The 13,073-nt window shown below is 68.8% G+C and carries 13 protein-coding genes; 7 read left to right on the plus strand and 6 right to left on the minus strand.

Translation table 11 applies throughout. The features are described 5' to 3' along the window. On the minus strand, positions 1–2,292 hold the full coding sequence (locus tag BSY239_RS03895; protein ID WP_069045690.1) for a helicase C-terminal domain-containing protein: 2,292 nt from the start codon (positions 2,290–2,292) through the stop codon (positions 1–3). Next, complete coding sequence (locus BSY239_RS03900; protein WP_069045691.1) at positions 2,289–2,948, minus strand: glutathione S-transferase N-terminal domain-containing protein; 660 nt, start codon at positions 2,946–2,948, stop codon at positions 2,289–2,291. Before BSY239_RS03900 ends, BSY239_RS03895 begins: the two co-directional genes overlap by 4 nt. Positions 2,949–3,051: 103 nt before the next feature. Here BSY239_RS03900 and BSY239_RS03905 point away from each other — a divergent pair, with 103 nt between their 5' ends. The 5 genes from BSY239_RS03905 to BSY239_RS03920 all read left to right on the plus strand — a co-directional run bounded on the left by BSY239_RS03905 (position 3,052) and on the right by BSY239_RS03920 (position 6,244). Then, positions 3,052–3,582, plus strand: coding sequence for an Mpo1 family 2-hydroxy fatty acid dioxygenase (locus BSY239_RS03905; protein WP_069045692.1), 531 nt, complete (start codon positions 3,052–3,054; stop codon positions 3,580–3,582). Positions 3,583–3,619: 37 nt separating this feature from the next. Next, the gene (locus tag BSY239_RS22590; protein ID WP_172823070.1) at positions 3,620–3,778 is read left to right on the plus strand and encodes a hypothetical protein; all 159 of its coding nucleotides are present in this window, start codon (positions 3,620–3,622) and stop codon (positions 3,776–3,778) included. Between the two features lie 78 nt (positions 3,779–3,856). Beyond that, positions 3,857–4,753 carry an RNA polymerase sigma-70 factor gene (locus BSY239_RS03910; protein WP_069045693.1) on the plus strand — a complete coding sequence of 299 codons (897 nt, stop codon included), beginning with the start codon at positions 3,857–3,859 and terminating at the stop codon, positions 4,751–4,753. Positions 4,754–4,838: 85 nt separating this feature from the next. After that, the gene (locus BSY239_RS03915; protein ID WP_069045694.1) at positions 4,839–5,582 is read left to right on the plus strand and encodes an SDR family oxidoreductase; all 744 of its coding nucleotides are present in this window, start codon (positions 4,839–4,841) and stop codon (positions 5,580–5,582) included. Positions 5,583–5,719: 137 nt separating this feature from the next. Next, entirely contained in the window at positions 5,720–6,244 is a 525-nt protein-coding gene (locus BSY239_RS03920) for a hypothetical protein (protein WP_069045695.1), read from the plus strand. Between the two features lie 2 nt (positions 6,245–6,246). Here the strand turns inward: BSY239_RS03920 and chrA are convergent, their stop codons facing one another. The 4 genes from chrA to BSY239_RS03940 all read right to left on the minus strand — a co-directional run bounded on the left by chrA (position 6,247) and on the right by BSY239_RS03940 (position 10,385). Continuing rightward, on the minus strand, positions 6,247–7,578 hold the full coding sequence (gene chrA / locus BSY239_RS03925; protein ID WP_069045696.1) for a chromate efflux transporter: 1,332 nt from the start codon (positions 7,576–7,578) through the stop codon (positions 6,247–6,249). Beyond that, entirely contained in the window at positions 7,575–8,474 is a 900-nt protein-coding gene (locus tag BSY239_RS03930; protein WP_069045697.1) for a chromate resistance protein ChrB domain-containing protein, read from the minus strand. The genes chrA and BSY239_RS03930 overlap by 4 nt, the downstream gene beginning before the upstream one ends. A 125-nt stretch (positions 8,475–8,599) precedes the next feature. Continuing rightward, positions 8,600–9,007 (minus strand): DUF2177 family protein, encoded by a 408-nt coding sequence (locus BSY239_RS03935; RefSeq protein ID WP_069045698.1) that lies wholly within the window; start codon positions 9,005–9,007, stop codon positions 8,600–8,602. Positions 9,008–9,044: 37 nt separating this feature from the next. Continuing rightward, entirely contained in the window at positions 9,045–10,385 is a 1,341-nt protein-coding gene (locus BSY239_RS03940) for a PQQ-dependent sugar dehydrogenase (protein ID WP_083239791.1), read from the minus strand. A 161-nt stretch (positions 10,386–10,546) separates the two neighbouring features. On the opposite strand from BSY239_RS03940, the gene BSY239_RS03945 reads away from it, so the two are divergent. Next, the gene (locus BSY239_RS03945) at positions 10,547–12,244 is read left to right on the plus strand and encodes a PAS domain-containing hybrid sensor histidine kinase/response regulator (protein WP_069045699.1); all 1,698 of its coding nucleotides are present in this window, start codon (positions 10,547–10,549) and stop codon (positions 12,242–12,244) included. After that, positions 12,241–13,062: a response regulator gene (locus BSY239_RS03950; protein ID WP_069045700.1), complete on the plus strand. Its 822-nt coding sequence runs from the start codon at positions 12,241–12,243 to the stop codon at positions 13,060–13,062. The genes BSY239_RS03945 and BSY239_RS03950 overlap by 4 nt, the downstream gene beginning before the upstream one ends. Positions 13,063–13,073: the final 11 nt, after the last annotated feature.

The raw sequence follows: 13,073 nt of genomic DNA on the forward strand, positions 1-13,073 counted from the left end.
TCAGCTGCGTTCGATGCGCCACCACGGCGGGAGCAGGCCACGTACCTCGGGGTGGCCGAAGCGGTCGTCCATCAAGACAACCACACCGCGGTCGTCGGGCCCGCGGATGACGCGCCCGGCGGCCTGCACCACCTTCTGCAAACCGGGAAACAGATAGGCATGGTCGTAGCCCCGGCCGTGTTTCAACTGCAGGCGTGCGCGCAGTTGCTCGTTGAGCGGGTTCACCTGGGGCAGGCCCAGCGTGGCGATGAAGGCGCCGATCAGGCGCTGGCCGGGCAGGTCGATGCCCTCACCAAACGCACCCCCGAGCACCGCAAAACCGATGCCCTGGCTGGCTTCGGTGAAGCGCGCCACGAACGCACTGCGCTCCAGCTCCGCCATGCCACGTGACTGTGACCAAGCGGGGATGTCCGGGTGTGCTGCGGCAAAACGCGCCAGCACCTGTTGCAGGTAGTCGAAGCTGCTGAAAAACGCGAGGTAGTTGCCCGGCTGGGCGTGGAACTGTTCGGCCATCACCGCCACCAACGCGTCGAGCGATGTGGCGCGGTCCTGGTAGCGGGTGGAGATGTGCGGCGTGATGCGCACCCGCAGCTGCGCCGGGTCGAACGGTGAGGGCACCTCCAGCCGCGCCATGTCGGCGGGCAGACCGAGCAGCTGGATGGCGTGCTCCATGGGGCTGAGCGTGGCCGAGAACAAGGTGGCGCTGTGCGCTGCCTGCCAGCGCGGCTGCAGGTGCGGCGCGGGCACGAGGTTGCGGATCGCCAGCCGGGGACGCGGTGCGCGGGTTCGCGCGGCGGCCTCGGGGCGGTTGATCTCCACCAGCGAGTGGTCGCCGAACACCTCGGCCACGCGCACGAAGTGCAGCACCTCGAACAGCCAGGCCTGCACCCGCACGTCGGGCGCGGTGGTGTCCAGCGCCAGGTGTTCCGAGAGGTCGGCGGCGTGCTGCTGCAGTGCGCCCACCAGGCCCTCGGGCAGCTCGTTCAGCAGCACCTGCCCGGCCGCCTGGCCACGGCCCAGGGTGCCCCAGAACCGGTGCAGGCGATCCAGCGAGGCCTTGAGTCCTTTGGGTGGTGCTTTGCGCAGCCCAGCCAAGGTCAGCGGGTCGAGTTCGGCGCTGTACATCAGACGCGCGCGCTCGATCAGGTTGTGCGCCTCGTCAACCAGCAGGCCCACGCGCCAGGGCTCGCCCACGGTGAGCGCCCAGGCGTGCGCGCTCAGGTCGAAGAAATGGTTGAAGTCGCCCACCACCACGTCGCTCCAGCGCAGCATGTCCTGGCCCAGGTAGTAGGGGCACACCCTGTGTTTGAGTGCCACGCTGCGCAGCCCCGCCTGGTCCAGCCAGGCGGTGTGCGCGGCCTCAATGCGCGCCTGCGGCAGCCGGTCGTAGAAACCGCTGGCCAAGGGGCATGCATCGCCGTGGCAGGCCTTGTCGGGGTGTTCGCAGGCCTTCTCGCGCGCCACACGCTCCAGCACCCGCAGGCGGCCGGTGGACGCGTTGGGTTGCAAGCGCGCCAGCGCGTCGAGTGCGAGCCGTCGGCCCGGCGTCTTGGCGGTGAGGTAGAGCAGCTTGTCGGTGCCCGGTTTGGGCATGGCCTTGAGCGCGCCGAACAGCGTGGCCATGGTCTTGCCGATGCCGGTGGGCGCCTGCACGAGCAGGTGTCGGCCGTGGTGGTGGGTGCGCCAGGTGGCGCCGGCCAGCTCGTGTTGTCCCGCGCGAAAACCGTCGAAGGGAAAGGCCAGCGTTTGCAGCGAGGCATCGCGCGCCTGGCGGTGCGACTGCTCGCTGCGCGCCCAGCCCAGGTAGCGCGAACACAGCCCGTTGAAGTGCAGCCGCAGTTCGTCGGCCGTGTGCCAGTCGGCCAGCACGGTCTCGTTGCGTGTGTCGATGTTGAAGTACACCAGCGCCACCTCGATGCGCTCCAGACCGAGCTGCTCGCACAGCATCCAGGCGTACACGCGCGCCTGCGCCCAGTGCAGCGCGCGGTGGTTCTCGCGCACCAGCGCCACGTCGCCGCGGTGGGTCTTGATCTCTTCCAGCCGTGGGCCATCGGGGTCGAAGCCGTCGGCGCGGCCCTGCACCAGCAGGTCGCCGAAACGCGCGCGCAGGGGCACTTCGCGTTGGTAGGGCGCTGCCCGGCGCGCGGTCACGGTCTCGTGCCCGGCCACACCGTCCTGTGCGGTGGGCGAGGGCGTGAAACGCAGGTCCAGGTCACCGGCCTGGGCGGTGAAGGCGCAGAGCACACGCACGGCGACCTGCAGGGTCTCGGCGGGCGGGGTGGTCCCGTTCACGGCGGAAACACCGTCACTGAGGCGCCGGGTTGCCACGGCGCGAACTTGTGCATGCAGGTCGCCATCAGTGCGCTCGTTGCCCAGCGGTCGTGCCAGCGCCGGGTGGCCGTCCACGGCGATGCGGCCCACCACGCGGCGTCCACCGCGGCGAACTGGCGCACGAACGGGAAGATGGCCGCGTCCGCCAGGCCCGGCTGTTCGCCGCCGAGATGTGCCGTGGCGGAGAGCTGCGCCTCCAGCGGGGCGATCAGGCAGGCCACCGCGTCGTCTCGCCACGCGTGTGCGCTGCGCTCGGGGTGGCGTTCGGCGTACTTGTAGCGGTCGAGCGCGTGTTTGAAGGCGCCGTCGCAGGTGTCGATGAGCGCGCGCTGCCCAGCCGTATCGCCGCGCGCCAGCCAGCCGTCGGCATCCTGCTGCCCGAGCGCCCAACGCATGATGTCCAGGCTCTGCGCGATCACCTCGCCCGACGGCAACTGCAGCACCGGCACCGTGCCCGCCGCCGAGGCCGCGAGCATGGCCGCCGGCTTGTTCGACAGCACCACCTCGCGCAGCGCCACCGCCACGTCGGCCTGGCACAGCGCCAGGCGCGCGCGGATGGCGTAGGGGCAGCGGCGAAAGGAGTACAGGATGGGCAGCACGGGCCGCCATGATGGCACGCGCGGTGTCCCCGACCGGTCGCGCCTCAGCGCATTCCCCATGGTCAGCCGGGCCGGCGCTGGCCACAATGTCACACGGGCTTCATGCCCGAGGAGAACCGCCATGAAAACCCTCACCGACCACCTCGGCCAGTACGCCGCCTACCACCGCGACCGACGCAACATCGCCACGCATTTCGTGGGCATTCCCATGATCGTGCTGGCGGTGGTGGTGCTGCTCGCGCGCCCGAGTTTCGATCTCGCCGGCTGGCCGGTCTCGGCCGCCACCGTGGCCGCGATTGTGGCCACCCTGTACTACCTTCGGCTGGACCTGCGTCTCGGCGCCGTGATGGGTGCACTGCTGCTGGCCTGCCTGTGGCTGGCCCAGGCCACGGCGGCGCTGTCAACCGGTGCGTGGGCCGCGGTGGGCCTGGGTCTGTTTGTGGTGGGCTGGATCATCCAGTTCGTCGGCCACATCTTCGAAGGCCGCAAGCCGGCGTTTGTGGACGACATCAGCGGCCTCATCATCGGGCCGCTGTTCGTGGTGACCGAGGCCGGTTTTCTGCTGGGCCTGCGCCCTGAGCTGGAAGCGCAGATCGAGCAGCGCGCGGGGCCAACCCGTTCGGGCCCGGCAGGTCCTGCGCAGGCGCGCTAACCTCGGCTCCTGTTCAATTTCGACCCGTCGAGGCCCCATGGAAGACCCACGCTGCTGCGGCACCGGCACCTGCATCATCAACGAGGATGGCCAGTGCTGGTGCGGCCAGACCTGGGATGGTGAGCGCATGTGCTTCGCTCCACCGCCGGGCGCAGCGCCCGAGCCGCCCACCGAACCGGACGATCCGGACGCCTGACGGGCCACTGAAGGATGACGTGGCCCGTCCGGGGCAGGCCGTTGTCACAAACACCTGGCCTGGCACGTCTGACCGGTCATGAACGATCCCACCGCCACCTTCAACCGCCTGCGGCCCCGCCTTCAGGGCATCGCCTACCGCATGCTGGGCTCCTGGGCCGAGGCCGAGGAGGTGGTGCAGGACGCGTGGTTGCGCTGGCACGAAGCCACCCACAGCGAACTTGACAGCACCGAAGCCTGGCTGGTCACCGTCACCACCCGCCTGGCGATCGACCGTCTGCGCAGCGCCAAGGTGCAGCGCGAGCACTACATCGGCACCTGGCTGCCCGAGCCGCTGATGTCCGATACCCCGCTGTCGCCGGAGCAGATGCTGGAACGCGCCGACAACGTGTCGGTGGCGTTCCTGACCCTGCTCGAACGCCTGGCTCCCGAGGCCCGCGCGGCCTTCCTGCTGCGCGAGGTGTTCGATGCCGACTATGGCGAGGTGGCCGAGGCGTTGGGCAAGAGCGAGAGCGCGTGCCGCCAGATCGTGCACCGCGCCAAGGCACAGCTGAAGGACGAACGAGCGCGTCATGTGGTCTCGCGCGAAGACCAGTGGCGCTTGTTGCGCGGCTTTGCCGACGCCGCGGCCACCGGGCAGTTCGGGGCGATCAAGGACCTGTTGGCTGAAGACGCCCGGCTCATCGGCGACGGCGGTGGCCAGGTGCCGAGCTTCGGCGTGCCCTTGGTGGGTGCCCAGCGCATTGCGCAGCTTTACCTGGCCACCCACCTGAAGTTCGGCGATGCCGTGCGCTTCGAGTTGGTGCTGCTCAACGGACAGTGGGGCCTGCTGCGTTTCATCCACGGCGCGCTGGAATCGGCGCAGTCGTTCGAAACCGATGGCCAGCGCATCCTGCGCGTGCACGCGCAGCGCAACCCCGACAAGCTCGCGCGCATCGTCGCCGCGCTGGGTGCGGGCAGGTCTGTCACAAACTGAGGCGACGGCGCGTCTTGTGTCCTGTGGGTGGCGACATCAGGTCGCCGCCCCACACGTTCCCACCCAACGAACCACAGGACTCGACATGAACATCGTGATCATCGGAGGCAGCGGCCTCATCGGCAAACAACTCAGCACCTTGCTGCGCGAGCGTGGCCACGCCGTCACGGCGGCCTCGCCCTCCACGGGGGTCAACACCGTCACCGGCGAAGGCCTGAGCGAGGCGCTCGCGGGCGCCCAGGTGGTGGTCGACGTGACCAACTCGCCCTCGTTCGAAGACACGGCGGTGATGCACTTCTTCCGCGCTTCGACGCAGAACCTGCTGGCGGCTTGTGCGCGTGCCGGCGTGGGCCATGTGGTGGCGCTGTCGGTGGTGGGCTCCGAGCGGGTTCCGGACAGTGGTTACTTCCGCGCCAAGATCGCACAGGAGGCCTTGATCAAGGCGGGCCCCGTGCCCTTCACCCTGGTGCGCGCCACGCAATTCTTCGAGTTCCTGATGTCGGTGGCCCACGTGGGCACGGTGGGCAACACGGTGCCGCTGCCGTCGGCGCCGCTGCAGCCCATCGCGGCGGCGGACGTGGCGGCGGCACTGGCCGATGCGGCGCTGCAAGCGCCGCTCAACGGCACCTGCGAGGTTGCCGGACCCGAGGCCGTGCCGCTGGACGCGCTGGTGCGCCGCGTGTTGCAGGCCCGCCAGGACCCGCGCGAGGTGGTGCTCGATGAAAACGCGCTCTATTTCGGCACCCGCATCGACGAGCGCTCGCTGGTGCCTGGCCCGGGCGCCCGCATCGGCCAGACCACGCTGGATCGGTGGTTGGCCGAGGCCTGACCTGGCCGCGTGGGCGGCCCTGTTGTGTTGCCGCACGGGGTCCGTTGGGCACCGTACAGACTTGCTCGGTCAAAAGCCCGAGGCTCTCCTCTTTGCCCGATGTCCGCACGCCTGCGGCCCATCCCGGAGACGCCGCCATGCTTCCCGAACGACACCTGTCCCAACTGACCGATCCATCCGCCCCGCACAGCCCATCGGCCAAGGCGCGCACGGTCTTCACCCGCCGTGCCAACGCGGTGGTGCCTCTGCACTGGCTGTCCACCGCCGCGGCGTTCTCGGGCACGGGCGGCCTGGTGAGTGGAGACGACCTGGCCGACCTGATCCGCCACCGCTGCGAGGTGGCGGGCTGGTTGCCCGACTCGGAGCCGGTGTCGCTGGTGGCGCGCTGGATCGTGACCCGGGCCGTGGTGTCGCTCGACAGCCCCTGGGGACCGATGTTCCCGCTGTTCCAGTTCGATCTGCCCACCGCCTCGGTTATCGACGCCATGACGCCCTTGCTGAACGAACTGCGCCCGGTGTTCGACGATGTTGAACTCGCGCTCTGGTTCGTCACGCCCAACGACTGGCTGGGCGGTGCGCGCCCGGTCTCGGCCATGCACCACAGCCTGCCCGCGGTGTTGCAGGCGGCTCGCGCCGACCGGTTTGTGGCCGGCGGTCAGTAGCGTCAGCCGCCGAGCATCCGCCAGGCCACGCCGAGCAAGGCGCACACCACGATCAAGGGCACCACGCCCACCTTGAAGCGGAACAGGGCCACGGCCGCCAGCACGGTGAGCACGGCCGACGGTGCATCAAACGGGCCGGAAAATCCCTGCGGCCACCACACGTGGTACGCGAAGAACAGCGCCAGGTTCAGGATCACGCCCACCACCGCCGCCGTGATGGCGGTCAGCGGCGCGGTGAACTTCAACTGGCCGTGCGTGGTTTCAATGAACGGCCCGCCCACCAGGATGAACACGAAGGACGGCAGGAAGGTGAAGAAGGTCACCACCGAGGCCGCCAGCGCGCCCGACCAGAACAACGTGTCGGCGCCGAGCATGGGTTGCAGCCAGCCGCCCAGAAAACCCACGAAAGCCACCACCATGATCAGCGGGCCGGGCGTGGTTTCTCCGAGCGCCAGGCCGTCGATCATCTGCTGCGCGTTGAGCCAGCCGAAGTCTTCGACGGCACCCTGGAACACATAGGGCAGCACTGCGTAGGCGCCGCCAAAGGTCATGAGCGCGGCCTTGGTGAAGAACCAGCCCATCTGCGTGAGCGTGCCCTGCACGCCGTAGAGCGCCAGCAGCACCGCCATGGCCAGCAGCCACAACCCGCTGCCGATGGCGAGCACCTGCACGAGCCGGCGGCGCGTGAACAGGGCGTGGTCGGGTGCGGGCGTGTCGTCGTCGATCAGGGCGCTTGCGTGGGCCTGCGTTCCGGCGGCATGGCCCGCGCCCGTCACGAAGACCTGGGGCCAGCGCCGTCCGCCCCAATGGCCGACCAGCGCGGCCACCAGCACGATGGCGGGAAAGGGCGCGTCCAGCGCAAAGATCGCCACAAAGGCCGCCGCCGCAATGCCCCAGAGCCAGCGGTTTTTCAGCGCGCGGCTGCCGATGCGGTGCGCCGCGTGCAACACCAGCGCCGTCACCGCCGGCTTGATGCCGTAGAACACCGCCGCCACCACCGGCAGGCTGCCGAATGCCAGGTAGATCCACGACAGCAACACCAGCAAGAGCAGGGATGGCAGCACAAACAGCATGCCCGCCGCGAGTCCGCCGCGCGTGCCGTGCATGAGCCAGCCGATGTAGGTGGCAAGTTGTTGCGCTTCGGGGCCGGGCAGCACCATGCAGTAGTTCAGCGCGTGCAGAAACCGTTTCTCGCTGATCCAGCGGCGGCGCTCCACCAGCTCGGTGTGCATGATCGCCATCTGGCCGGCCGGCCCACCAAAGCTGATGCAGCCCAGCTTGAGCCAGAACCGGAAGGCCTCGGCGAAGGGCACGGGGGCGGGGCGTTCGTTCATGCCATGGGGGCTTTCAGGGTGTCGGGTGTCCAGTTGTGGCGCTCGCTGATGCCCTGGGCTTCGAGCCGGCACCAGGCGTGCAGCGCGTCGTAGACCGGCATGGCCGCTTCCAGCATCGCCAGGTCGTCGGTGGCGTGCAGGGCCGAGAGACCGAGCGACACAGCCAGCAGGCCCGCAGCGGGTGGGGCGAGTTCCAGATGGTCGGTATCGGCCGCTCGCACAGTGCGCGCCAACGCCGCCAGCGCCGGGTCGTGCTGCAGGTCGAAGGCGCGCAACAGCGTGTCGAAGCTGCAGAGCTCGCCGTCGTGGCTGATGGGGGCGCCGGGAATGTCGAACGCCACCGCGCCGAGCTGCGCCGCTTGTGTGAGCACCGACGGGGTCGGCACATAGAGGAAGGTGGCCCGGGGGTCGATGAACCGGCGCACCAGCCACGGGCAGGCGATGCGGTCGATCTTGGGCCGTTCGCGCGTGATCCAGGTGGAAGCTTGCACGCCATCCACACCGAGATCGGGGCGCTTCCGGATCGCCAGCGGTCGCAGCGCTCGCCACTCGGCCATGTCTTGCGGTGTGTCCACACCGGGCTCGCCGCCTTCAAATCCGCCCGCGAGAAAACGCGCGCTCCAGCCGGCCTGCCGCAACGAGGCGGCCGCCTGCTGGCTCACGTCGTGACCGTGCACGCAGTACACGACCACCTCACCGGGTGGGTGGCTGCGGGCCCAGGCCGAGACCGCGTCGGGCGCGCACCACTGCGCGGTGGCGAGCAGGTGGGAGCTCTCGGCAAAACGCGCCGAGCGCCTCACGTCGAGCAGCAGGGGCGCGCCGGGCGCACCGATGCGCGAGGCGAGCTCGCGCGGAGAGATGCCAAGGGGGATGTGGGTGGGGATGGCGGTGTCCATGGAAAGCTCCAATGCGTTGCCAGCACTTGGATGGGACACCATCTGTTCGTCAAGAATCGGGAGGCTGTGTTCCCGATGCCCGATCGTAACCGCAGCCAGGGAAAAATGCCTCCCCCGCGTGGAACTCAGGGGCGTGTGGCCCAGTCCAGCGCCGCCTTGCCGCCCGCGGCCGAGGCGGTGCTCACCAGCGTTCCCCAGGCCATGTCGACCAGCGAGAGCTTCCATGGCCAGTCCTTGAGCGTGGCCCAGTTGGTCAGGTCGTAGGTGGCGTAGGTGAAGAAGCCGAACAGCGCGGCCATGGTGAGGGTGGTGGCCCAGCTGTGGGGCGCGGTGTGCGGCGCCACGGCAAAAATCACCAGACCCGCCGCGAACAGCAGGTAGAACACCACGGCCACCGGTACGTTGGGCGATGCGGCCATGAGGTGCCCCAGGCCTTGCTGGTACATCGGTTTGGCGATCACGCCGAGCCAGATCAGGTCGAGCACGATCATCACCAGGGCGGTGCCGCCGTAAGCGGCGAGGTACTTGTTCATGGTGTCCTTCGGGAAATTCGGGGTGGTTCAGGGTCGTTCAGGGTTTCAGGCTCACGCGCCAGATCACATTGCCCACGTCATCGGCCACCAGCAGCGCGCCGCGCGTGTCCACCGCCACACCCACCGGCCGGCCCAGCGCCTCGCCTTGTTCACTCAGGAAGCCCGTGAGCACGTCGACCGGCTGGCCCGCGGGCTGGTTGCCCTGGAAGGGCACGAAGATCACCTTGTAGCCGCTGTGCGGACGGCGGTTCCACGAGCCGTGCTGGCCGATGAACATGCCGCTGGCAAAGGGTGCGCCCAGCGCATTGCCGGCGGACGAGGCCAGGCCGAGCGAGGCGGTGTGCGGGCCCAGCGCGTAGTCGGGTTTGATCGCCGTGGCCACCCGGTCGGGGCGTGGTGGCTTCACGCGCACGTCCACCGTCTGGCCGTAGTAGCTCCAGGGCCAGCCGTAGAAGCCGCCGTCCTTCACCGAGGTGAGGTAGTCGGGCACGAGGTCGCTGCCGAGTTCGTCGCGCTCGTTCACCACCGTCCACAACGCCTGGCCCTCGGCGTCCCAGGCCATGCCCACCGGATTGCGCAGACCAGAGCCGTACACGCGGTTCGCGCCGGTCTTCACGTCCACCGCCCAGATGGCCGCCCGGCCCACCTCGGCCTCCATGCCGCGCTCGCCCACATTGCTGTTGGAGCCGACGGCGACAAAGAGCGTGTTGCCGTCGGGGCTGGCCAGCAGGTTCTTGGTCCAGTGGTGGTTCACGCCGGCGGGCAGCTTCACGAGATCGGTGGCGGGCGCGGTGATGGTGGTGTCGCCACTCCGGTAGGGGTAGGTCACCACGGCGTCTGCGTTGGCCACGTACAGCCGGTCGCCGATCAGCGCCATGCCGAAGGGCGAGCGCAGGTCGCGCAGCAGCACCGAGCGCGTCTCGGCCACGCCGTCGCCGTCGGCATCGCGCAGCAAGGTGATGCGGTTGGCGCTGGGCACGCCGGCGCCGGCGCGTTTCATCACCTGGCCGGCGATCCAGTCCATCACACCGGTGCTGCCGGCGGGCTTGGGCGGCGCGTTGCTCTCGGCCACCAGCACGTCGCCATTGGGCAGCACCAGCAGCCAGCGCGGGTGGTCCAGGCCACTGGCGAACGCCGCCACGCGCAAACCCGCCGCAGGCACGGGCGTGGCGCCCGCCGGCCAGCCCTTGGCGGGCGCGATGTTCACGGTGGGAATCAGCGTGCTGGCGGGCTCGGGCAGGCTGGGGTTGGGGCCGGTGCCTTGCGCCACCGTGAGCCTGGCCGACTCGGCGCAGGCGCTCAGCAGCAACACGCTGGCCAGCACGGTGGGAAGCAACAGATGGGGGCGTGGTGAACGCGTTGGGGTGGCCTGGGTCATCGGTGCAGCCTAAGCGCGCTGGCGGGGTATGTCCATGCATGGCCCTTCGAAGTGGTAGCCTCACATCCTTGTGTGGGCTACCGAACGGACGTGGCCCGTCGCCTTGCGTAGCTTCGAAGGTGGCCGCCCGCTTCGGGCCGCGCCGTACCAGAAGAAAACCGATGCCAGCGCAACGTACCCCCGATCACCCCCCCTCTGCCGGGACACGTGAGCTCTCCGAAGCCGGTCGACGCAGTGCCCTGCTCAAGGCCGGGGCCTTGCAGAACGCCATCCTCAACAGCGCGAACTTCTCGATCATCGCCACCGACGAAAAGGGCGTGATCCAGATTTTCAACGTGGGCGCCGAGCACATGCTGGGCTACCGCGCCGACGAGGTGATCGACCAGGTGAGCCCGAGCGACCTGCACGACCCGATGGAAGTGACCGCGCGTGCCGTGGTGCTGAGCACCGAGCAGGGCACGCAGATTGCCCCCGGCTTCGAGGCGCTGGCCTTCAAGGCCTCGCGCGGCATCGAAGACATTTACGAACTGACCTACATCCGCAAGGACGGCAGCCGTTTTCCGGCCATCGTGTCGATCACCGCGCTGCGCGATGACGCGGCCGGCCTCATCGGCTATTTGCTGATCGGCACCGACAACTCCGCACGCAAGCTGGTGGAGCAGCAGCTCAATGAAGCGGTGGCCGCGGCCGAGAAGGCCAACCTGGCCAAGTCCGATTTCCTCTCCAGCATGAGCCACGAGCTGCGCACGCCGCTCAACGCCATCCTGGGCTTTGCGCAGCTGGTGGAGTCGGGCACGCCCGCGCTCACGCCGCCGCAGAAACGCAGCATCGACCAGATCCTCAAGGCCGGCTGGTACCTGCTGGACCTGATCAACGAGATCCTCGACCTCGCACTCATCGAGTCGGGCAAGCTGTCGCTGTCGGTGGAGCCGGTGTCGCTGCAGGAGGTGCTGATGGAATGCCGCTCCATGGTGGAGTCGCAGGCCCGCCAGCGCAGCATCGGGATGGCCTTCCCGCGCCTGCCGGCGCAGAGTTACGTGAAGGCCGACCGCACGCGCCTGAAGCAGGTGCTGATCAACCTGCTGTTCAACGCCATCAAATACAACCGACCCTCCGGCCATGTGTCGGTGGAGTGCGCGGAGCCCACGCCGGGCACGCTGCGCATCAGCGTGCGCGACACCGGCGCCGGCCTCACGTCCGAGCAGGTGAGCCAGCTGTTCCAGCCTTTCAACCGGCTCGGCCAGGAGGGTGGCAAGGAAGAGGGCACCGGCATCGGGCTGGTGGTCACGCAGCGGCTGGTGGCGCTCATGGGCGGCGAGATCGGTGCCGACAGCACCCAGGGCGTGGGCAGTGTGTTCTGGGTCGAGATGGCCCTGGCCTCGGCGCCCGGCCTGGCTCTGGAGATCACGGCCGAACCTCCGCGACTGGAGGTGGCCGACGGGGCGGCCATGAAGACCGTGCTGTATGTGGAAGACAACCCGGCCAACCTGGAGCTGGTGGAGCAGATCATTGCCCGGCGCACCAACCTGCGCCTGCTGGGCGCGGCCGACGCCAGCCTGGGCATCGAATTCGCGCGGGTCTACCGGCCCGAGGTCATCCTGATGGACATCAACCTGCCCGGCATGAGCGGCCTGGACGCCATGAAGGTGTTGCGCGGCGATCCGGACACCGCCCACATCCCCATCATTGCCCTGAGTGCCAACGCCGTGCCGCGTGACATCGAACGTGGCCTGGAAGCGGGTTTTTTCAACTACATCACCAAACCCATCAAGGTTGGACAGCTCATGGACGCGATCGACGCGGCGCTGGTGATTTCCGTGCAACGGATCGCCGGCGAAAGCCCGCAGGACAACACATGACCATCACCGCCCAAGACATCCTGCAGGCCCGCGTTCTGATCGTCGACGATCAGCAATCCAACGTGTTGCTGCTCGAGCAGATGCTGGAGAGCGCCGGCTACACCAACGTGCACTCCACCATGGACCCCGGCACCGTCACCGGCATGCACCGCCGCACGCCGTTCGACCTGATCCTGCTCGACCTGCAGATGCCGGGCATGGACGGCTTCCAGGTGATGGAAGGCCTCAAGGCCAACGCGATCGACGACTACATCCCGGTGTTGGTGATCACGGCGCAGCCGGGCCACAAGCTGCGCGCGCTGCAGTCCGGCGCCAAGGACTTCGTGAGCAAACCCTTCGACATGCTCGAAGTGCGCACGCGCATCCACAACCTGCTCGAAGTGCGCCTGCTGCACCAGCGCCTGGCCAACATGAACCACGCGCTGGAGCTGGAAGTGCAGGAACGCACGGCCGAGTTGCGCGAGAGCGAAGCACGTTACCGCGCCCTCACCGAGCTGGCCACCGACTGGTACTGGGAGCAGGACAAGGAGGGGCGCTTCACCCGCGTATCAGGCCCGGTGCTGGAAATGCTGGGCATGCGCGTCGACCCGTTGGTGGACGGGCCCGAAGCCCCCCCGGCCGACGACGGCTGGAACATGGTGCAGCGCGCCGACCTGCAGGCCCGCATTGCAGCCCGCACGCCGTTCCTGGACGTGCAGCTGGACCACGTATCCGCCAAGGGTGTGGAGCGCAGCTACCGCGTCAGCGGCACGCCCATGTTCGACGGCTCCTGCACCTTCATCGGTTACCGCGGCTTCGGGGTCGAGATCCTCAAGTGACGGGTTCGGGT

The organism is Hydrogenophaga sp. RAC07, assembly GCF_001713375.1.
Lineage (GTDB): Bacteria > Pseudomonadota > Gammaproteobacteria > Burkholderiales > Burkholderiaceae_C > Hydrogenophaga.